Raw genomic sequence first — 19,172 nt, 5'->3', positions numbered from 1 at the left:
GCCCATGGGTGTGACTCTCGCCAAGGGTGGAAACGTCTCGCTGGCCAAGGTGGCGCCGGACCTCACCGAGGCCCAGGTCGGGCTCGGCTGGGACGTGCGGACGACCACCGGCCTGGACTTCGACCTCGACGCCAGCGCCCTGATGCTGGGAGCCGGCGGGAAGGTGCTCTCGGACGGGCACTTCGTCTTCTACAACCAGCTGGCCAGCCCCGAGGGTTCGGTGCGGCACACCGGGGACAACCGGACCGGCGAGGGTGAGGGCGACGACGAGGTCATCGAGGTCGACCTCACCGCCGTCCCGCCGCAGTGCGAGAAGATCGTCTTCGCCGTCTCCATCCACGACGCCCAGGCACGACGGCAGAGCTTCGGCCAGGTCGTCAACGCGTTCATCCGCCTGGTGAACCGCGCCGACGGCAGCGAGGTCGTGCGCTACGACCTGTCCGAGGACGCCTCGACCGAGACGGCCATGGTGTTCGGCGAGGTCTACCGCTACAACGGCGAGTGGAAGTTCCGCGCCGTCGGGCAGGGGTACGCCAACGGGCTGCTCGGGATCGCGCAGGACTTCGGGGTCGACGTCGCCTGAGGCGGCCGGGATCCGCCCCGTCGTCCGGCGCTGACCCACCCGTGCGTCAGATCGCGCAGCCGTCCGGGCCGCAGGCGCCGTCCGCGCCCTCACCGACGAGGGTGAGCGGGCGCGACTCGGCCCAGGCGCGCTGCAGGACCTGCAGGAACTGCTCGGCCGGCTGCGCGCCGGAGACGCCGTACCTGCGGTCCACCACGAAGAACGGGACCCCGCGGGCGCCGAGGGCGGCGGCCTCGGCCACGTCGGCGCGGACGGCGTCGAGGTAGCGGTCCTGCGCCAGCACGGCGCGCGCCTCGTCGGCGTCGAGCCCGGCCTCGGCGACCAGGCGGACGAGGGTCTCCTCGTCGCCGACCGGTTCACCCTCGGTGAAGTGCGCGCGCAGCAGACGTTCCTCCACGGCGTCCTGCACGCCCCGCTCACCCGCGAGGTGGATGAGCTGGTGAGCCTTGACGGTGTTCGCCGGGACCGAGACGTCCTGGTGGAACTCCAACCCCTCGGCCGCGGCCGTCGCGTCGACGTGGTCGACCACCTGCTGCACCTCGGCCACCGGCCGGCCGAACTTCGCGGCGAGCCTGCGGGTGTGCGCGTCGCTGGGGCCGTCGGCCCGCTCGTGCACCGTCACCGCCGTCGGGTCGAGCTCGAACGACTTCCACTCCACCTCGACGTCGGCCGCGTGCTCGAACCGGCGCAGTGCGCTCTCGAAGCGGCGTTTGCCGATGTAGCACCAGGGGCAGACGACGTCGGACCAGATCTCCACCTTCACGACCTCGGCAACCGGCCGCTGCGGTGCCGTGTTCCGGGATCACCCGAACGGGCCCGCACCCACGGTGGACGACGTGCGGGTCGGGTCAGTCGCCGCCACCGCCGCCGCTGGAGTCGCCGCCCCAGCCGCCACCGTCGTGGCTGTGGCTGTGGCTGTGGGCGTGCCCCCAGCCGGAGTGGTGTCCGGTGTCGGGCAGTTCGACGGTGCGGCCGAACTCGCCGCCGAAGACGGCGGGCCAGCTGGAGTCGGAGGAGCCGTGGCGGTCTCCGGGCCGGGACTTGGCGCACACGCGACCGACGACGGCCGCGACCAGCAGGATCACCACGAGCGAGACGAAGAGGGTCATGCGTGCCTCCTCCGGCAGGGAGCCCCTCAGGGGGCTCGATGCCTCACGGTGCCACGGAATCCGCTGTCGCGAAAGAGGATCACGGCCTGCGGTGCCAGGTGCCGATGCGGAAGCGCGGGCCCCCGGTCGACGTGCGCCACTCCCCCACCGCGGTGCGCTGCCACTCCGGGCCGACCCGGGGCGCACGGGTGTCACCGTCGACGACGAGGTCGACCTCGGTGACGACGAGCTCGTCGGCGTGGGCCAGTGCGGCCTGGTAGACGGCGTGCCCGCCGATGACCCAGACGTCCCCGGGACCCTGCAACGCGGCCTCGAGGTCGGCGACCACCTCCGCCCCCGGGGCGTCGAACGCGGGGTTGCGCGACAGCACCAGGTTGCGCCGACCGGGCAGCGGGCGGAACTTCGGCGGCAGCGACTCCCAGGTCGCGCGGCCCATGACGACCGTGCCGCCCCCGGTGAGCTCGGCGAAGTGGGCCATGTCCTCGGGGATCCGCCACGGGATCCGGCCGTCGAGGCCGATGACGCCGTTGGCCGACTGCGCCCAGACGAGTCCGATCATCAGACCGCGACGGGCGCCTTGATCGCCGGGTGGTGCCGGTAGCCCACCAGCTCGAAGTCGGAGAACTCGTGCTCGAAGAGCCCCTTCGGCCGGATCTGCAGCTGCGGGAACGGGTACGGAGCGCGCGAGAGCTGCTCGGTGACCTGCTCGACGTGGTTGTCGTAGATGTGGCAGTCGCCGCCGGTCCAGATGAAGTCGCCGGGTTCCAGGCCGACCTCGGCGGCCACCAGCATCGTCAGCAGGGCGTAGCTGGCGATGTTGAAGGGAACGCCGAGGAACAGGTCGGCCGAGCGCTGGTACAGCTGGCAGGACAGCTTGCCGTCGGCGACGTGGAACTGGAACAGCGCGTGGCAGGGGGCCAGCGCCATCTTGTCGAGCTCGGCGACGTTCCAGGCCGAGACGAGCATCCGGCGCGAGTCGGGGTTGGTCCGCAGCGTGTGCAGGACCTCGCTGACCTGGTCGACGTGCCGGCCGTCGGGCGTCGGCCAGGACCGCCACTGGACGCCGTAGACGGGGCCGAGGTCGCCGTTCTCGTCGGCCCACTCGTCCCAGATGCTCACGCCGCGCTCCTGCAGCCAGCGGGCGTTGCCGTCGCCGCGCAGGAACCACAGCAGCTCCAGGGCGACCGACTTGAAGTGCACCCTCTTGGTCGTCACCAGCGGGAAACCGGCGGACAGGTCGTAGCGCATCTGGTGGCCGAAGACGCTGCGGGTGCCCGTGCCGGTGCGGTCGGACTTGGGGGTGCCGTGCGCGAGGACGTGGCGCAGCAGGTCCTCGTACTGGGTGTCGATCCGGGGGTCGGTGCGGGTGTCGATCGTCTCGTCGGCCACGGGTCAGGAGCCTACGTGGGAGTCGTCGAAGCCCGCGTCGTCGGCCGCCTCGCCCCGCACGACGGCCACCAGCCGGGCCAGCCAGGCCGCGCCGGCCTCGTCGTGGACGGTGCGGCGGGGTTCGAGCACGGGGTACGGGGTGGCCGGGACGCCGTCGGCGGGGCGGACGTCGACGTGGGCGACGACGTGACCCTGGGCGTGCAGCCAGTCGGCCATGGCGTAGTCGGTGCGCGAGTCGCCGACCGTGCGCCAGGCCAGCGGCATCGGGCCGTCGGTGGCCAGCAGGCGCAACGCCATCTCGGCGCCACGGTCCTTGCCGAGCAGCACCGACTCGATGTCGGTGGAGATGATCGTGGGGTCGATGCGCCAGTCGACGCGGCCGGCCGAGTCGGCCTGGTCCACGCCCTTCCAGGTGACGCCGAGGTCGAGGTCGGCGAAGACGGCCAGGGCGGCCTTCTCGTACTCGGGCTGGCGGGCCAGGTAGGTCGCGGAGTCGACGTCCAGGCGCTGCTCGAGGGAGACCATGGCGCGCTTGCCGGCGTCGACGAACAGGACGTCGCCGAAGTGCTCACGGGCCAGGGCCTCGAGGCGTTCGACGGCGGGCTGCGGGACGGCGACGGCCTGGTCGACCTCGACGGGGCCCATGCCCTGCGCGGTGACGCTGAAGGTCACGGCGCCCTTCTCGCACACCGCGTGCAGCCGCGCGGCCGCCGGCAGGCCCGCGGCGAGGACCGGGCCGACGACCTGCTCGCGCAGGAACTCGTCGGAGCGGCCCGTGTTGAAGACCACCGGGATCCCGGCGGCCAGCAGCTCCAGGAGGCTGTCCAGCAGGCCGGGGGCGCTGATGGAGCGGGTCACCGGGCTGGCGATCGGGCCGTCGACGTCGAGGAGGAGGCCGAAGGCGGGGGCGGTCTGCACCCCCCGATCCTCCCATCCGCCCAGCGGCCGACCGTGCACACCGCCGTCAGTCGAAGACCCGGACGATCGCCCACACCACCCGGAACGGGAGTGTGACGACCTCCCACAGCGTGCCCAGGACGTCGGCGGACTCGAACGTCTCCCGGACGGCCTTGCGCTTGCGGCCGCGTCGACGGGCCACGGCCCCTCCCTCCGCTCGTGGGTGCTCCTCCAGGGTGCCCGGTGACCGGCCGGGTGGGGATCGAATCCTTGATCGCCGCGGTCGAGTCCTTGATCACCGGGGCTGGTGGACGGCGTGGGTCAGGGGGACGCCCGGGCGGTAGGCGAGGTGGGTGACCGACGGCGCGTCCAGGACGTGCAGGTCGGCGCGGGCGCCGACGGTGAGGCGGCCGACGTCGGTGCGGCGCAGGGCCTGCGCACCGCCGAACGTCGCGGCGTGCACGGCCTCGGCGACCGTCAGGTGCATCTGCAGGACGGCCGTCGCGACGCAGAACGCCACCGAGCTCGTGTAGCTGGAACCGGGGTTGCAGTTGCTGGCGATGGCGATGCGGGCGCCGGCGTCGAGGAGCCTGCGCGCCGGGGCCAGCGGCTGGCGGGTGGACAGGTCGCACGCGGGCAGGACCGTCGCGACGGTGGCCGAGCTCGCCAGCGCCTCGACGTCCTCCCCGCTCAGGTGGTTGCAGTGGTCGACGCTGGCCGCGTCCAGCTCGACGGCGAGGCGGACGCCGGGGCCCTGCGTGAGCTGGTTGCCGTGCACGCGCAGCCCCAGACCCGCGGCCCTCGCCGCCCGCAGGACCGCCCGCGACTGGTCCTCGTCGAAGGCGCCGGTCTCGCAGAACACGTCGGCCCAGCGGACGTGCCCCCGCACGGCGTCCAGCTGCGGACCCACGAGCTCGGTCAGGTAGTCGCCCGGGTCGACGCCGGGGGCGACGATGTGGGCACCGAGCCAGGTGACCTCGTCGGTGAACTCGGCGGCCAGGCGCGCGGCGCGCAGTTCCTGCTCCGGGGTGAGGCCGTAGCCGGTCTTCGTCTCGAGCGTCGTGGTGCCCTGGGCGCGGGCCTCCTCGACGTGCCGGCGCAGCCCGGCGCGCAGTTCGTCGTCGGTGGCGGCCCGGGTCGCGGCGACGGTCGTGGCGATGCCGCCCGCGGCGTAGGGCCTGCCGGCCATGCGTGCCTCGAACTCGGAGGTGCGGTCGCCGGCGAAGACGAGGTGGGAGTGCGCGTCGACCCAGCCCGGCAGGACGGCGCGGCCGCCGACGTCGACGCGCTCGTCGGCCGCGGGTGCGCTGCCGGCGGGGCCGGTCCACGCGACACGGCCGTCCTCGACCACGAGGGCGGCGTCGGGGATCCGGGCGAGGAGGTCGTCCCCCGCGAACTCGGGGTCGTTGGTCGTGAGTTCGGCGATGCCCGTGTAGAGGGTGCTCACGCGAGGCTCCGGAGGATCTCGACGAGACGGGCTTCCGGAACGGCCTGGTGCTCGCCGCCCCGGACGCGGAACTCCCCCGCCACGACGACGTCGGTGACGTCCTGCGCGGTGGCGGTCAGGACGACCTGCGCCGGGTCCGACCCGGCCGTGCGGACGGAGTCGGTGCGGACGGCGACGAGGTCGGCGGGCTGGCCCACGGCGAGCGAACCACCCTCGAGCCCGAGGCTGCGGTGTCCCCCCGTGGTGAGGGCGGCGACGAGTTCGGCCGGGGCGAAGACCCCCCGCTCCAGCGAACCCAGCCGGGCGGCGGCCTCCAGTCCCCGGGCCTCCAGGAACGGGTCCACGACGGCGTGCTGGTCGGTGCCCAGGGCGAGGACCGTCCCGGCGTCGGCGAGCGCGCGGGGGCGGCCGACCCCGTCGCCGAGGTCGGCCTCGGTGGTCGGGCAGGCCGCGACGGACGCCTGCCGCGCGCCGAGCAGGGCGACGTCGGCGCCGGTGACGTGGCTGGCGTGCACGACCGTCAGCGCCGGGCTCAGCGCGCCGGCGCGGTCGAGCAGTTCCGTCGGCGTGCAGCCGTAGGTGCGCCGGCAGGCCTCGTTCTCGGCGGGTTGCTCGGACAGGTGCACGTGCACCGGGACGCCGAGGTCCCAGGCCGTCCCGGCGACGACGGACAGGTCGGCCGGGCCCACCGCCCGGACGGAGTGGGCGGCGACGCCGACGCGGAAGAACTCGTCGGTGGGGATCTGCCGGACGCGTGCGGCCCAGGCCTGCGCGGACCCGTCGGAGAACCGGCGCTGTTCGGGCAGCGGCGGCTCCCCGGGGGCGGAGGTCAGGTACAGCGCGTCGAGCAGGACCAGCCGGATCCCGGCCGTCCGCGCGGCGTCGCGCAGCGCGAGGGCGAACGCGTTCGGGTCGTCGTACGGCGTCCCGTCGGGGCGGTGGTGGACGTAGTGGAACTCGCCCACGGCCGTCCACCCCGCGAGCACCATCTCGGTGAACGCGGCGGTCGCGAGGTCCCGGTAGTGCTCGGGGGTGAGACGGCCGGCCAGCGCGTACATGGCGGTGCGCCAGGTCCAGAACGATCCGCCGTTCCCGTGGGTGCGGCCCCGCAGGCCGCGGTGGAACGCGTGCGAGTGCGCGTTGGCGAACCCCGGGAACACCAGGCCGCTCAGACGTTCGTCGCCCGGTTCGGCCGGCCCGGTGGTGACGCCGGTGATGCGGCCGGCGTCGGTGGCGATCCGGACGTCGGGAACCGCGCGGCCGTCGAGCCACGCGGTCCGGCAGTGGATCACCGTTCCCACATCGGCACCCGCAGTCCGCGTTCGCGCGCCACCTCGGCCGCGCGTTCGTACCCGGCGTCGACGTGCCGCACGACGCCCGTGCCGGGGTCGTTGGTCAGGACGCGTTCGATCTTGGCCGCGGCCAGGTCGGTGCCGTCGGCGACCGTGACCTGGCCGGCGTGGATCGAGCGGCCGATGCCGACGCCGCCACCGTGGTGCAGGGAGACCCACGTCGCCCCGGAGGCGGTGTTCAGCAGGGCGTTGAGCAGCGGCCAGTCGGCGATGGCGTCCGAACCGTCGGCCATGGCCTCGGTCTCGCGGTACGGCGAGGCCACCGATCCGGAGTCGAGGTGGTCGCGGCCGATGACGATCGGGGCGGAGATCTCGCCGTTCGCGACGAGTTCGTTGAACTTCAGGCCCGCCAGGTGGCGTTCCCCGTACCCGAGCCAGCAGATGCGCGCGGGCAGGCCCTCGAAGTGGACCTTCTCCCCGGCCGCGGTGATCCAGCGGCGGAGCTTGTCGTCGTGCGGGAACAGTTCGAGGATCGCGCGGTCGGTGCGTTCGATGTCCTTCGGGTCGCCGGACAGCGCGGCCCAGCGGAAGGGGCCACGGCCCTGCTCGAACTGCGGGCGGATGTAGGCCGGGACGAAACCGGGGAACTCGAAGGCGCGGTCGTAGCCGCCGAGGCGGGCCTCCTCGCGGATCGAGTTCCCGTAGTCGAACACCTCGGCGCCGGCGTCCTGGAACCCGACCATGGCTTCGACGTGCTTGGCCATGGAGGCGCGCGACCTCTGCGTGAAACCCTCCGGGTCCTTCGCGGCGAGCTCGTGCCACTCCTCGACCGGGACGCCTTCGGGCAGGTAGCTCAGCGGGTCGTGCGCCGAGGTCTGGTCGGTGACGATGTCGATGGGGGCGCCCCGCTCCAGCAGTTCGGTGAACACCGTCGCTGCGTTGCCGACCAGACCCACCGAGAGCCCGCGGCGTTCGTCGCGCGCCGTCGTCACGCGTTCCAGCGCGTCGTCGAGGTCGGTGGCCAGTTCGTCGAGGTACCGGTGGTCCACGCGGCGCTGCAGCCGCGTGCGGTCGACGTCGACGACGATCACGGCCCCTTCGTTGAGCGTCACGGCCAGCGGCTGCGCGCCGCCCATGCCACCGGCGCCGCCGGTGAGGGTGATCGTGCCGGCGAGGGTTCCGCCGAACTTCTTCTCGGCGACGGCCGCGAAGGTCTCGTACGTCCCCTGCAGGATGCCCTGGGTGCCGATGTAGATCCAGGAACCCGCGGTCATCTGGCCGTACATCGTGAGGCCGAGCGACTCCAGCCGGCGGAACTCCGGCCAGGTGGCCCAGTCGCCGACGAGGTTGGAGTTCGCGATGAGGACGCGCGGGGCCCACTCGTGGGTGCGGAACACCCCGACCGGTTTGCCGGACTGGACCAGCAGGGTCTCGTCGTCCTTGAGGGTCTGGAGGGTGCGGACGATCGCGTCGTACGCCTCCCAGCTGCGGGCGGCTCGGCCCGTGCCGCCGTAGACGACGAGGTCGTCGGGGCGCTCGGCGACCTCGGCGTCGAGGTTGTTCATGAGCATCCGCAGCGGGGCCTCGGTCTGCCAGCTCTTGGCGTGCAGTTCGCGGCCGCGGTGGGCGCGGACGGGGCGGGGACCGGACATCGGGTTCCTCCTCAGTGCACTTCGGTGACGGAACGGGCGGCGGAGACGATCTCCCCCGAGGCGACCAGGGCCACGACGGCCTCGATCTCGGGGGCGAGGAAGCGGTCGGGCCCGGGGCCCGGCACGCTCCGGCGCACGGTGCGCAGGACCGCACCCGTGGTGGCTCCGGGTGCGAGGGGTGCGCGCAGGTCCAGCCCGCGGGCGGCGGTGAGGACCTCGATGGCCAGGACCCGGGTGAGGCCGTCGAGGGCGCGGCGCAGTTTGCGCGCCCCGGCCCAGCCCATCGAGACGTGGTCCTCCTGCATGGCCGAACTCGGGATCGAGTCCACCGAGGCGGGCACGGCCAGGCGCTTGAGTTCGCTGACGATGCCGGCCGCGGTGTACTGGGCGATCATCAGCCCGGAGTCGACGCCGGCGTCGTGGGCCAGGAACGGCGGCAGGCCGTGGTTGCGGGCCGGGTCCAGGAACCGGTCGGTGCGCCGTTCGGAGATGCTCGCCAGGTCGGCGACGGCGATGGCCAGGAAGTCCAGGACGTAGGCGACGGGTGCGCCGTGGAAGTTCCCGTTCGACTCGACCCGGCCGTCGAGGGTGACGACGGGGTTGTCGACGGCGGCGGCGAGTTCGCGCTCGGCCACGGCACGGGCGTGGGCGGCGGTGTCGCGGCCGGCGCCGTGGACCTGCGGGGCGCAGCGCAGCGAGTACGCGTCCTGCACCCGGGTGCACTCCGGGCCCTTGTGGCTGGCCACGACGGGCGAGCCCGCGAGCGCCCGGCGGATGTTCCCCGCCGCGACGCGCTGGCCGACCTGGGGGCGCAGTCGCTGCAGGTCGTCGGCGAAGACCGCGTCGGTGCCCAGCAGGGCCTCGACGCTCATCGCGGCGGCGAGGTCGGCGGTGGCGAACAACGTGTCGAGGGTGTCCAGGGCGAGGGCGAGCTGGCCGAGCATGCCGTCGGTGCCGTTGATGAGGGCCAGCCCCTCCTTCTCGGCCAGGACGACGGGTTCCAGCCCGTGGTCCTCCAGCGCCTGGTGGGCGTCGAGGAGTTCGCCGGCGGCGTTCCGCACCGGGCCTTCGCCCATGACGGCCAGGGCGCAGTGCGCCAGCGGCGCGAGGTCGCCGGAGCAGCCCAGCGAGCCGTGCTCGGTGACGACGGGGGTGAGCTGGGCGTTGAGCAGGTCGGCGTACGCCTGCGCGGTGCGGGCGCGGACGCCGGTGCGGCCGGTCATGAGGGTGGACAGCCGCAGCAGCATCGTGGCGCGGACGACCTCGGTCTCGACCTCGGGGCCGGATCCCGCGGCGTGCGAGCGGACCAGGCTGCGCTGCAACTGGGTGCGCTGGTCCGCGGGAACGAGCCGGGTGGCCAGGGCGCCGAACCCGGTGGAGATGCCGTAGTGGGGTTCGGCGTCGTCGGCGAGGGCCTGGATGCGGGCGCGGGATGCGTCGACCTCGGCGAGGGCCACGGGGTCGAGCTCGACCCGCGCGCCGTGGCGGGCGACGGCGACGACGTCGGCCACGGTGAGGGGGCCGGACGAGACCAGGACGTTCTTCACGTCGCCCATCCCACACCGGTTCCGTGCCCCGGTCAGCGCCCGGTGAACCGTCGTTGTCCAGGATGCTGGACACTTCACCGGGTGGTGACCTCGAACCCCGCGCCGACGGTTTCGGCGGCGTTGCGGATCCTGTCGTTCATGGCCGCCCAGCAGGGGCCGGTCGCGGCGGTGACGCTGGCGCGCTCGCTGGGCCTGCCGCGTTCGAGCGTGTACCGGTTGCTGGCCGAGCTGACCGAGCAGGGTTTCGTCCTGCACTTCCCCGAACTGCGCCGGTACGGGCTCGGGATCGCCGCGTTCGAGCTGAGTTCGGGGTACGTGCGGCAGGAACCCGTCACGCGGCTGGGGCGCCCCGTGCTCGCGACGCTGGTCGACCGGATCGGGGAGAGCGCGCACCTGGCGGTGCTGGTGGGGCGCGAGGTCGTCTACCTCGTGGAGGAGCGTGCGCCCCGGCGGCCGGCCCTGGTGACGGACGTGGGGGTCCGGCTGCCGTCGCACCTGACGGCCAGCGGTCGGGCGATGCTGGCGGCCCTGCCGCGCGAGCAGGTGCGGGCGCTGTTCCCCGACGCCTCCGCGTTCGCGCACCGCGGCGGTCCGACGCACACGTACGCGCAGCTGCGCTCCGAGCTGGTGGCGACGCGGGCACGGGGGTACGCGACCGAGGACGGCGACATCACGCCGGGCTTCGCGTCGGTGGCGGTGGCGGTGACCGACCGCAGCGGCTGGCCGGTGACGAGCCTGGCGGTGACGTTCGAGGCGGTCGTCGTGGACGAGGCGCGGCGGGCCGAGCTGGCCGAGGCGGTGCGGCGGCACGCGGAGGAGCTGCGGCGGCGGTTGTTCGGGGCGTGAGCCACGCCCCGAACAGGTGCGGTCGCCGGGCGCTCAGGCCAGCGGCAGCCGTTCCCAGTCGCTGCTGAACTCCAGGCCGCTGCGCTTGAACAGCTGGGTCACGGGGCAGCGGCGTTCGGTCTCATCGCGCAGCCGGGCGAAGGTCTCGTCGTCGGCGTCGGTCTGGACGCGCACCGACACGGCGACGCGGTCGAAGTTCGCGTTGCCCTCCGCGCCCGCGCCGATGACGGCGGGGTTCAGGTCGCCCTGGACGTGGAAGGTCCAGCTGCCCAGCAGCACGCCCAGGTCCTTCGCGACGATGCTGCCGGTGACCTGGTTGCACGAGGACAGTGCGCCGAGGGCGTAGCTGAGGGGACTGGGTGCGGAGTCCTGGCCGCCGAAGGACGGGTAGGTGTCGGCCTGGAAGCTGTGCTGGTTCTCGCCGGGGACGGTCAGGTCCTGGGCGACACCCGCGCCGCGGGCTTCCACGACGAAGGGGACGGTCTTCGGGCTCACGCGAGCTCCTCGGTTCGAGCGGAACGTTGAACCCTCATCATGAGCGCGATCCGTCGAGCAGCACGGCGAAACCGTCGAGGAGGCGCTCGAGGCCGAAGGCGTAGGCGCGGTCGGGGTCGTGGGCGCTGCCGGCGGCCTTCCCCGCGGCGGCGCCGACGCGGACGGCGCGCGGGTAGCGGGCGGGGTCGAGGTGACGTTCGAGCAGGGGCGCGGCCGCCGCCCACCACTCCTCGTCGCTGCCGGACTCGGCGGCGATCGCGCGGGCGTCGGCGGCGTCGCGGGCGCAGGCGCGCACGAAGACGAGCAGGTGGGTCAGGCAGGCGTCGCGGGTGACGTCGTCCACCGCCGTGTCGTCGAAGGCGGCGAGCTCGTGCTCGTACTTCGCGGTCTGGCCCGGGCCGAGGGAGGGGCGGACGGGGGAGACCTCAGCGGCCCAGGGGTGCCGCTCGAACAGCCGACGGTTGTCTTGGGCAACCATCCTGAGGCGGTCCCGCCACGGCCGGCCGGTCGTGTCGGACCGGGGCACCTCGAGGTGGACGGCGTCGAGCATGAGGTCGAGGAGCTCGGCGCGGTCGGCGACGTAGGTGTACAGCGACATCGTCGAGATCCCGAGCCGTTCGGCGACCCGCCGCACCGTCAGCGCGGGCAGGCCCTGCTCGTCGGCGAGCGCCACGGCCGCACGCACGACCCCGTCGAGGTCGTGCGTGCGGCGCGGACCCCTGGTCGGCACCGTGGCCGGATCCCGCCACAGCAGCGCGAGCGTGCGCGCCGTGTCGCCGGCGTCGGGGCGGTCGGGGCTCACCCGCCGATCATCGCTCAGGCGGCCACCGGTTCAGCCGGCGACGCCCGCCTGCGCGCAGACCGTGCTGGCCGCACCGGCGCAGAGCGCGTCGACCGTCGTGTAGCCCTCGGCCAGCACCTTGCTGGAGACCTCGGCCTTGCCGACGGCCTGCGGCTGGAGCAGCACCGTGGGCACAGCGCCGCTGCCGTTGTCGGTCGTCCCGGTGGTGTCCGGCGTCCTGCCCTCCAGCACGTCGGCGACCAGAGTCGCGGTGGCGCGGGCCTGGGCGGGCAGGTCCTTGAACACCGTCATCGTCTGGGTTCCGGACAGGATCCGCTGGAGGGCGGCGGTCTCGGCGTCCTGACCGGTGATGGGCACACCCGAGTAGCCCGCCTTGGTCAGGGCCTGCAGGGCGCCGGCGGCCAGGCCGTCGTAGGCGGTGTAGACGCCCAGCAGACGGCGGCCGCCGAGCGCGGCGAGCGCCTGGGTCATCTCCACCTCGGCCTGGGCCGCGCTCCAGCCGGTGACGTAGCGCTCGTCGGCGATCTCGACCTTCCCGTCGAGCACCGAGTGCGCGCCGGCGGCGAAGAGGCCGGCGTTGTTGTCGGCCGGATCGCCCTGCAGCATGACGACCGCGCCGCCGGCGGTGTCGGAGCCGATCGAGTCCAGGAGGGCCGTCGCACCCAGCGTCCCCACGGCGTTGCCGTCGAAGGAGACGTAGTAGTCCAGCGGGACGTCCTTGACGAGACGGTCGTAGGCCACGACGGGAACGTCGGCGGCGTCGGCCGAGGTGACCAGGTCACCGGCCTGCGAGCCGTCGATGGCCACCAGCACGACAGCGGCGGCCCCGTCCCGGACGGCCTCCTGGCCCTGGGCGTTCTGGGTGGCCTGGTCCTCGGCCGTCCGCACGTCCACGACGCACGTCGGGCAGCGGTCCTGCAGGGCGACGGTGAAGTTGGGCACGTCGTAGGTCTGCGAGCGCAGCGACGTGGACGGCACGAGGAAGGCGACGTGCGGTCCCTCGGCCGGGGCCGCGGTCGGGTCGCCGCCGCACGCCCCCAGACCGAGGGTCAGGGCGGCGACGGCGGCGGCGGTCAGGACGCGGCGGGTGCCGGCGGTGGTGCGCTTCATCGTTCTCGTTCCCCGGTCAGTAGCTGAAGTTCGCGACGGTGGAGCGCATGCGGGCGCTCATCTCGACGAGGTCGCTGACGGCCCGGTCGGAGTCGGCCGCGCCCAGGCCCGTGGAGCGGGCGGCCGCGGCCACCGTGTCGATCGTGGCGGCGATCTCGCCGGCCCCCGTCGCGACGTCGGCGACGCTGCGTCCCATCTCCTGCGTCGTGGCGGCCTGTTCCTCGACGGCGGCGGCGATGGTGCCCTGGTAATCGCTGATCTCCGCGACGACCGTGCCGATGCTGCCGATGGCCGCGACCGCGTCCTGCACGTCCCGCTGGATGGCGTCGATGCGGCGGGCGATGTCCTCGGTGGCGCGGGCGGTCTGCGAGCTCAGTTCCTTGACCTCGCCGGCCACGACGGCGAAGCCCTTGCCGGCGTCCCCGGCGCGGGCGGCCTCGATGGTGGCGTTCAGGGCCAGCAGGTTCGTCTGCTCCGCGATGGAGGTGATCGTCTTGACGACGTCGCCGATTTCGGCGGAGGAGCGGCCGAGCTGGGCCATGGTGTCGCCGGTCTCGTGGGCGATGCGGACGGCGTCGCCAGCAACCTCGGCGGCCCGGGCGGCGTTGGTGGAGATCTCCCGGATGGAGGACCCCATCTCCTCCGCGCCGGCCGCGGCGCCACCGACGTTCACGCTCACCTGACCGGCCGCCTGGGCGACCGTCGCCGCACGGGCGGAGACGTCTTGCGCGCCGTCGGCGATGAGCCGGCTGCTGGAGCGCAGCTGCTCGATCGCCGAGGCCAGTGCCGAGGCGTCGGCGTCCAGGCCGGAGACGGTGCGGCGCATGCTGTCGGTCGCGGTGCCGAGCGCCACGGCCATCTCGCCGACCTCGTCGCGCTGGTCGATGTCGACGTGTGCGGTGAGGTCGCCGTCGGCGACGCGGTGCAGGACGTCGACGACGCGGCGCAGCGGGCGCACGACCAGCCGGGTGATCCAGACGGCGAGCAGGACCGACAGCAGCACTCCGCCGGTGGCCACGGCGCCCTGCACGAGGCGGGCGCGGTCGGCGCTGTGGTGGGCGGCCACCAGCGAGGCGGACCCTGAGGTCTGGCTCATCGCGTCGAGCTCGTCGAGGGCGGCCTCGGCGTTCTTCGCCAGGATCGCGACGTTGCCCAGGTACAGGGTCTGGAACGCCGCGCGGTCCTCGACGGAGCCTGAGGTGGCCAGCGGCACCAGGAAGTTGTCCCGGGTGCTGCGGTAGGCGCTCCACCACGCCTCGAAGGCGGCGACCTGCTTGCGCTGGGCGGCGGTGGTGGTCGCGTCGCGGAAGTCGGCCAGCCGGTCGTCGATCCGGTCGTCGTCGGCGGCCAGGCGGTCCTGCAGGTCGGCGCGGGCGGTGTGGTCCGCGGCCAGGGCGAGGTTGGCGAGGTCGCGCTGAGCCTGCATGGTCGCGGCGCGCACCTGCCCGAGGGCGGCGCTGGGCACGAGGTTCTCGGTGTAGATGGCGTCCGCGCGCGACGTGACGTCCGCGGTGCCCTGCAGGCCGACGGCGAGGAGGGCTCCGGCCGTGACCGTGGAGGTGAGGATGAGCGCACCCAGCTTCGTCGCGACCGAGCGGTCGGCGAACCGCTTCCGCGACCGCCCTGCGGTCTCGGCAGCGGACGTAGCGGATGCCGTGGGCATGCGTGCTCCTCTGGAACCTGCGGACCCCCGTCGTGGCGTCCTGCAGACCCTCCATCGGCAGCCACCCGTCTCGACCTGATGCCCGGGATCGGACCGGTGCCCCAGGACGAGCCCGGTGGCCACGCCGGGAATCCACCGACACGCTCGCGCGTTCACTCCGTACGCCGTACAGAGAAGAGGGGCCCATGCAGATCACCGCCACCGCGCTGTCCCTGAACGTCGAGGACGAGCAGGCCTCCGCGACGTTCCTCACCGAGCACTTCGGCTTCACCGTCGACATGTCCGCCGACGGCTTCGTCAGCCTGTCCCGCCCCGACGCCGGGGTGAACCTCGTCTACCTGCGCAAGGGGCTGGCGACACTTCCCGCGGACCAGCGCGACGAGGTCGCGCGGGGGCAGATCATCGCCTTCGTCGTGCAGGACCTCGAGGGTGAACTGGCCCGGCTGCAGGACGAGGGCGTCGCGATCACGATGCCGCTGACCGTCGAGGAGTGGGGCGAGCGGGCCTTCCAGGTCCGCGACCCCAACGGGGTGATCGTGCAGCTGGTCGACTGGCAGGGCTGACCCCGGCCGCGACCGGCCGGGTCAGGTCCAGTACAGGTAGCGCGCCGACGGCAACCGCTGCGCGAGGGCCGCCTCGAACCAGCCGCGCAGGTCGCGCATCGTGTCCTTGTCGTAGACGTACTTCACGGCGCCGAACCTGCCGTGCTTGCGGCTGCGGGTGGACTCCTCCAGGTCGAGCTTGGTGCGCGGGTACCAGCCGAGCTGGACGTCCTTGCTCTTCGGGGTGAACCGGTGGGTGATGCACTCCACCGTCAGGTCGGCCCCGTCCGGGAGCTCGGCCGCGGCGGCGTCCAGCAGGTCGCCGTACCGCTCCCGCCAGTCGTCGACGGGCATGATCGGCGCGATGGTCAGCCCGACGGGGTAGCCCGCGCGGGCCAGCCGGCCCAGGGCGTGCAGCCGGGCCGCGACCCGGGCGGCGCCGCCCTCGAACCGCTCGACGTCGGCGACGTTGACCGAGGCGCGGATGCGGGTCCGGCCGTGGTGCGGCAGGTCCAGCAGGCCCTCGACGTCGTCGTACTTGGTGGTCAGCCGCAGCTGCACGGGACCGGGCCAGTCGTGCGTGCCGAAGTGGGTGATCGTCGCGGCCAGCGAACCGGTGACGTGCTCCAGCGCCAGCGGATCGGTGTAGCAGGACGCCTCGAACGTCGTGCCCTCGTGACCGCGCGCCGGCGTGCCGGAGGTCACCCCACCGGTGCCGACGACCTCGTCGAGCCCGGCCAGGACGCGCGGCAGGTCGGCGTAGACGCGGGTGATGGGCGGCCCGGTCAGCGAGCCGGCCAGGTAGCAGTACTGGCAGTGCCCGGGGCAGCCCTCGGCGAGGGGGAACGAGAAGTCCGCGCTCGGCGGGATGGGCGTCGGCCGCCGCTTCGAGGCCGCGCTGGTGACGATGGCGAGGGTCTTCTTCGCGCGGGCGTACGTCGCCCGCTCGTCGGCCTCGCGCAGCGGCGGGAGGCGGTCGCCGGACAGCAGGCGGATGTCCTCGACACCGGCGGCGGTCAGCCGGTCGAGGATCGCGCGACCGTGCGGTTCGGCCTGCGCCGACGCCGTCACGAGCACGTGGCGGGGAGTCCAGAGGAGGGGCTTGGAAGGGGCGACGGTGGCCATCACCTTGGTCAACGACCCCGGTTCCGGCACCCATCCCGGGACCGTCGTGACGTGCGACACCTCCCGCTGCGGGCCAAGCTCGAGGGGTGCTCTCCAGCCTCTTCCGCTCCGTCGCCGCCGCCCGCGGGGGCAAGGCGCTGCACCCGCGCGGGCAGGTGCGGGCCGGCACCCTGGTCCGTCACGGTCTGCACCCGGCGACCGGCGTCACCTGGATCGACGAGCCCGGGCGGGACCGCGTCGTCGTGCGGTTCTCCCGCGGCGCCGGGCTGCCCGCGCCCTGGCCGGACGTGCTCGGGCTGGCGGTCCGCGTCGACTCCCCCGACGGCGACCCGTGGGACCTGCTGCTGTCGACCACGCTCGGGAAGCGGCTGCCGTGGCCGCGCCGGGACGTGCGTTCCGGGGTGCACTCCAGCATCGCGGCGTTCCGCACGCCGGGCGGCGACCGCGTGCTGGTGGGCGCGCGGTACGTGCGGGGCCGGTTCCTGCTCGCGGTCGCCGCACCGCGCGGGCCGTGGCGGCCCTTCGCCGAACTCCACCTCGCACCGGGCGCGCACGACGAACCCCTGACGTTCGAACCCGTGCAGCACGCCGTGCCCGGGCTGGAGGTGTCACCGCGGTGGCGGCGGTTGCGGGAACCGGCCTACGCCGGTTCCCGCGAGGGCCGCCGCTGATCAGCCGAGGAGGTCCTCGACCGCGGCCAGGACCGCGGCCTCGGCGTCGGGATCGCCGACGGTCACGCGCACACCCTCACCCGCGAAGGCGCGGACCGAGACGCCGTGCCGCACGCACAGCCGTTCAAGCTCGGTGGCCCGCTCCCCCACCGGCAGCCAGACGAAGTTGCCGCGGGCGTCGGGGGTGTGCAGACCGCGCTCGGCCAGGCCCCCGCGGAACGCCTCGCGGCTGGCGGTGACCGTGGCGACGATCTCGGCCGTGTGCGCCGCGTCCGCCCAGGCCGCGAGCGCAGCGGCCTCGGCGGCGGCGCTCAGGCCGAACGGTGGGGCGCTGTTGCGGACGGGGGCCACGACCTCCGCTGACCCGACGGCGTACCCGGCCCGCAGTCCCGCCAGCCCGTAGGCCTTGGAGAACGTGCGGAACACCACGACGTTCGGGTGCTCGGCCACCAGCGCGGCGACGTCCAGCGGGTCCTGCTCGTCGAACTCGCAGTAGGCCTGGTCGAGCAGCACCAGGACGTTCGAGGGAACCCCCGCCACCAGCTCGCCCAGCCGCTGCGGCGGCAGGGTCGTGCCGGTGGGGTTGTTCGGGTCGCACACCAGCACCGCGGAGGTCCGCTCGGTGACCGCCGCGAGCATCGCCTCGACGTCGTGCCGGAACTCCCCGTCCAGGGGCACCGGCACCGGCTGCGCGTCGGCGATGCCGATGAGGATCGGGTAGGCCTCGTAGCTGCGCCAGGCGTGCACGACCTCCGTGCCCGGCCCGGTGTACGCCGTCAGCGCGAGCTGCAGGACGGCCAGCGAGCCGCCGCCGACGACGACCTGGTCCGGCGAGGTCCCCAGCCGGGTGGCGATGGCCTCGACGAGGTCGTCCCCGGCCAGGGTCGGGTACAGGTGCGCCTGCGCCCCGACGCGGGCCACGGCCTGGACGACCGCCGGCGAGGGCGGGACCGTCGACTCGTTGGAGGAGGCGCGCCAGCGCACCGAACCGGCCCCGGCGGCTCGTGAGTACGCCGGCAGTGCCGCGATCCGGGGGCGCGCGGTGGGCAGGTCAGGCACGAGTGGTCTCCTCCACCAGCAGGTCGGGTCCTTCCCGGCGCAGCTGCTCGACGGTCGTGACGCCGAGCAGCTGCAGGGTCCGGCGCAGCTGGTCGGTCAGCAGCTGCAGGACGCGGGACACCCCTTCGCCGCCGGCCGCGGCCAACGCCCACAGGTAGGGCCGGCCGACGAGACAGGCGTCGGCGCCCAGCGCGATCGCGGTCGCGACGTCGGCCCCGTGCCGGACCCCGGAGTCGACCAGGACGGTGAAGTCCTCGCCGACGGCGGCACGGACCCCGGCGACGAGGTCGACCGGGGCGACGGCCCGGTCCAGCTGCCGGCCGCCGTGGTTGGACAGGTGCACACCGTCCAGACCGAGTTCGCGGGCACGCACGGCGTCGCGGGCGCTCACCGGCCCCTTGACGACCAGCTTGCCGCCCCAGACGTCCCGGATGCGGGCCACGTCGTCCCAGGTGACGGCGGGGTCGAACTGCTGGGTGATGTTCTCGATCGTGTAGCCCGACGTCCCGCCCGAACTGACGTTCGCGAACGTCAGCGCGGGGTTGCGCAGCATGGCGGACCAGTAGGCCGGCCGGGTGCCGATGTCGAGCAGACTGCCCAGCGTCAGCGCCGGCGGGATGGTGAACCCGTTGCGCACGTCCCGCACGCGGTACCCCGAGACGGCCGTGTCGATCGCGACCTCGAGAACCCCGTAGCCCGCGTCGGCAGCGCGGCGCACGAGCTGCTCGGTGAGCCGGCGGTCCTTCCACACGTACAGCTGGAACCAGCGCTCGCCGTGGGGAACCTGCGCCGCGAGGTCCTCCAGCGACGTCGTCGCCATGGTGGACAACGTGTACGGCAGCCCCGCCGCGGCCGCGGCCGCGGCGACGGCCGGCTCGCCCCGCGCGGCGATCATCCGCGTGTAACCGCTGGGGGGCAGGCCCAGCGGCGCCGCGACGGGCCC

The 19,172-nt window shown here is 73.9% G+C and carries 21 protein-coding genes; 4 read left to right on the top strand and 17 right to left on the bottom strand.

Features of this window, described 5'->3' with window-relative positions:
- The first annotated feature begins 4 nt into the window (after positions 1–4).
- Positions 5–583, top strand: a complete 579-nt coding sequence (locus ACRYR2_RS23230; protein WP_432565269.1) for a TerD family protein — start codon at positions 5–7, stop codon at positions 581–583.
- Between the two features lie 46 nt (positions 584–629).
- Here the strand turns inward: ACRYR2_RS23230 and ACRYR2_RS23225 are convergent, their stop codons facing one another.
- The 10 genes from ACRYR2_RS23225 to hutH all read right to left on the bottom strand — a co-directional run bounded on the left by ACRYR2_RS23225 (position 630) and on the right by hutH (position 9,925).
- On the bottom strand, positions 630–1,340 hold the full coding sequence (locus ACRYR2_RS23225) for a DsbA family oxidoreductase (RefSeq protein ID WP_432565268.1): 711 nt from the start codon (positions 1,338–1,340) through the stop codon (positions 630–632).
- 91 nt (positions 1,341–1,431) lie between these two features.
- Positions 1,432–1,692 carry a hypothetical protein gene (locus tag ACRYR2_RS23220; RefSeq protein ID WP_432565267.1) on the bottom strand — a complete coding sequence of 87 codons (261 nt, stop codon included), beginning with the start codon at positions 1,690–1,692 and terminating at the stop codon, positions 1,432–1,434.
- A gap of 79 nt (positions 1,693–1,771) precedes the next feature.
- Positions 1,772–2,251, bottom strand: a complete 480-nt coding sequence (locus tag ACRYR2_RS23215) for a dihydrofolate reductase (protein ID WP_432565266.1) — start codon at positions 2,249–2,251, stop codon at positions 1,772–1,774.
- The gene (locus tag ACRYR2_RS23210) at positions 2,251–3,042 is read right to left on the bottom strand and encodes a thymidylate synthase (RefSeq protein WP_432565278.1); all 792 of its coding nucleotides are present in this window, start codon (positions 3,040–3,042) and stop codon (positions 2,251–2,253) included. Before ACRYR2_RS23210 ends, ACRYR2_RS23215 begins: the two co-directional genes overlap by 1 nt.
- 42 nt (positions 3,043–3,084) lie before the next feature.
- Complete coding sequence (locus ACRYR2_RS23205) at positions 3,085–3,999, bottom strand: Cof-type HAD-IIB family hydrolase (RefSeq protein WP_432565265.1); 915 nt, start codon at positions 3,997–3,999, stop codon at positions 3,085–3,087.
- A gap of 46 nt (positions 4,000–4,045) precedes the next feature.
- Complete coding sequence (locus ACRYR2_RS23200; RefSeq protein ID WP_432565264.1) at positions 4,046–4,180, bottom strand: hypothetical protein; 135 nt, start codon at positions 4,178–4,180, stop codon at positions 4,046–4,048.
- A 93-nt stretch (positions 4,181–4,273) separates the two neighbouring features.
- On the bottom strand, positions 4,274–5,425 hold the full coding sequence (gene hutI / locus ACRYR2_RS23195; protein WP_432565263.1) for an imidazolonepropionase: 1,152 nt from the start codon (positions 5,423–5,425) through the stop codon (positions 4,274–4,276).
- The gene (locus tag ACRYR2_RS23190; protein WP_432565262.1) at positions 5,422–6,726 is read right to left on the bottom strand and encodes a formimidoylglutamate deiminase; all 1,305 of its coding nucleotides are present in this window, start codon (positions 6,724–6,726) and stop codon (positions 5,422–5,424) included. Before ACRYR2_RS23190 ends, hutI begins: the two co-directional genes overlap by 4 nt.
- Positions 6,714–8,369, bottom strand: a complete 1,656-nt coding sequence (gene hutU / locus ACRYR2_RS23185) for a urocanate hydratase (protein WP_432565261.1) — start codon at positions 8,367–8,369, stop codon at positions 6,714–6,716. The genes ACRYR2_RS23190 and hutU overlap by 13 nt, the downstream gene beginning before the upstream one ends.
- 11 nt (positions 8,370–8,380) lie before the next feature.
- Positions 8,381–9,925: a histidine ammonia-lyase gene (gene hutH / locus ACRYR2_RS23180; protein ID WP_432565260.1), complete on the bottom strand. Its 1,545-nt coding sequence runs from the start codon at positions 9,923–9,925 to the stop codon at positions 8,381–8,383.
- 72 nt (positions 9,926–9,997) lie between these two features.
- On the opposite strand from hutH, the gene ACRYR2_RS23175 reads away from it, so the two are divergent.
- The gene (locus ACRYR2_RS23175) at positions 9,998–10,762 is read left to right on the top strand and encodes an IclR family transcriptional regulator (protein ID WP_432565259.1); all 765 of its coding nucleotides are present in this window, start codon (positions 9,998–10,000) and stop codon (positions 10,760–10,762) included.
- A 33-nt stretch (positions 10,763–10,795) separates the two neighbouring features.
- Here ACRYR2_RS23175 and ACRYR2_RS23170 read toward each other — a convergent pair whose 3' ends face one another.
- The 4 genes from ACRYR2_RS23170 to ACRYR2_RS23155 are packed head-to-tail and all read right to left on the bottom strand — an operon-like array spanning position 10,796 to position 14,832.
- Positions 10,796–11,257 (bottom strand): OsmC family protein, encoded by a 462-nt coding sequence (locus ACRYR2_RS23170; RefSeq protein WP_432565258.1) that lies wholly within the window; start codon positions 11,255–11,257, stop codon positions 10,796–10,798.
- 37 nt (positions 11,258–11,294) lie between these two features.
- Positions 11,295–12,059 (bottom strand): TetR/AcrR family transcriptional regulator, encoded by a 765-nt coding sequence (locus ACRYR2_RS23165; protein ID WP_432565257.1) that lies wholly within the window; start codon positions 12,057–12,059, stop codon positions 11,295–11,297.
- Between the two features lie 30 nt (positions 12,060–12,089).
- The gene (locus ACRYR2_RS23160) at positions 12,090–13,169 is read right to left on the bottom strand and encodes a sugar ABC transporter substrate-binding protein (RefSeq protein WP_432565256.1); all 1,080 of its coding nucleotides are present in this window, start codon (positions 13,167–13,169) and stop codon (positions 12,090–12,092) included.
- A 16-nt stretch (positions 13,170–13,185) separates the two neighbouring features.
- On the bottom strand, positions 13,186–14,832 hold the full coding sequence (locus tag ACRYR2_RS23155; protein ID WP_432565255.1) for a methyl-accepting chemotaxis protein: 1,647 nt from the start codon (positions 14,830–14,832) through the stop codon (positions 13,186–13,188).
- 185 nt (positions 14,833–15,017) lie between these two features.
- Between ACRYR2_RS23155 and ACRYR2_RS23150 the strand changes: the two genes are divergently transcribed.
- Entirely contained in the window at positions 15,018–15,395 is a 378-nt protein-coding gene (locus ACRYR2_RS23150; protein WP_432565254.1) for a VOC family protein, read from the top strand.
- 21 nt (positions 15,396–15,416) lie between these two features.
- On the opposite strand, the gene ACRYR2_RS23145 is transcribed toward ACRYR2_RS23150, so the two are convergent.
- Positions 15,417–16,499: a spore photoproduct lyase family protein gene (locus ACRYR2_RS23145; RefSeq protein ID WP_432565253.1), complete on the bottom strand. Its 1,083-nt coding sequence runs from the start codon at positions 16,497–16,499 to the stop codon at positions 15,417–15,419.
- Between the two features lie 86 nt (positions 16,500–16,585).
- Between ACRYR2_RS23145 and ACRYR2_RS23140 the strand changes: the two genes are divergently transcribed.
- The gene (locus ACRYR2_RS23140) at positions 16,586–17,170 is read left to right on the top strand and encodes a hypothetical protein (protein ID WP_432565252.1); all 585 of its coding nucleotides are present in this window, start codon (positions 16,586–16,588) and stop codon (positions 17,168–17,170) included.
- Here the strand turns inward: ACRYR2_RS23140 and ACRYR2_RS23135 are convergent, their stop codons facing one another.
- Both ACRYR2_RS23135 and ACRYR2_RS23130 read right to left on the bottom strand, forming a co-directional pair.
- Positions 17,171–18,229 (bottom strand): aminotransferase class I/II-fold pyridoxal phosphate-dependent enzyme, encoded by a 1,059-nt coding sequence (locus ACRYR2_RS23135; RefSeq protein ID WP_432565251.1) that lies wholly within the window; start codon positions 18,227–18,229, stop codon positions 17,171–17,173.
- On the bottom strand, positions 18,222–19,172 hold a 951-nt coding region (locus tag ACRYR2_RS23130), incomplete at its 5' end, for an alpha-hydroxy acid oxidase (RefSeq protein WP_432565250.1). The genes ACRYR2_RS23135 and ACRYR2_RS23130, both read right to left, overlap by 8 nt.

It is taken from the genome of Kineococcus deserti, assembly GCF_050871945.1.
Classification (GTDB): Bacteria; Actinomycetota; Actinomycetes; order Actinomycetales; family Kineococcaceae; genus Kineococcus.
The sequence above is the reverse complement of the archived record's forward strand: the minus strand, read 5'-3'. Positions and strand labels throughout refer to the sequence as shown.

Bases quoted from the DNA above. Each gene is read 5' to 3' on its own strand.
- ACRYR2_RS23230 (WP_432565269.1), top strand. From the start codon at position 5: ATGGGTGTGACTCTCGCCAAGGGTGGAAACGTCTCGCTGGCCAAGGTG.
- ACRYR2_RS23220 (WP_432565267.1), bottom strand. From the start codon at position 1,692: ATGACCCTCTTCGTCTCGCTCGTGGTGATCCTGCTGGTCGCGGCCGTC.
- ACRYR2_RS23215 (WP_432565266.1), bottom strand. From the start codon at position 2,251: ATGATCGGACTCGTCTGGGCGCAGTCGGCCAACGGCGTCATCGGCCTC.
- hutU (WP_432565261.1), bottom strand. From the start codon at position 8,369: ATGTCCGGTCCCCGCCCCGTCCGCGCCCACCGCGGCCGCGAACTGCAC.
- hutH (WP_432565260.1), bottom strand. From the start codon at position 9,925: ATGGGCGACGTGAAGAACGTCCTGGTCTCGTCCGGCCCCCTCACCGTG.
- ACRYR2_RS23160 (WP_432565256.1), bottom strand. From the start codon at position 13,169: ATGAAGCGCACCACCGCCGGCACCCGCCGCGTCCTGACCGCCGCCGCC.
- ACRYR2_RS23155 (WP_432565255.1), bottom strand. From the start codon at position 14,832: ATGCCCACGGCATCCGCTACGTCCGCTGCCGAGACCGCAGGGCGGTCG.
- ACRYR2_RS23150 (WP_432565254.1), top strand. From the start codon at position 15,018: ATGCAGATCACCGCCACCGCGCTGTCCCTGAACGTCGAGGACGAGCAG.
- ACRYR2_RS23145 (WP_432565253.1), bottom strand. From the start codon at position 16,499: ATGGCCACCGTCGCCCCTTCCAAGCCCCTCCTCTGGACTCCCCGCCAC.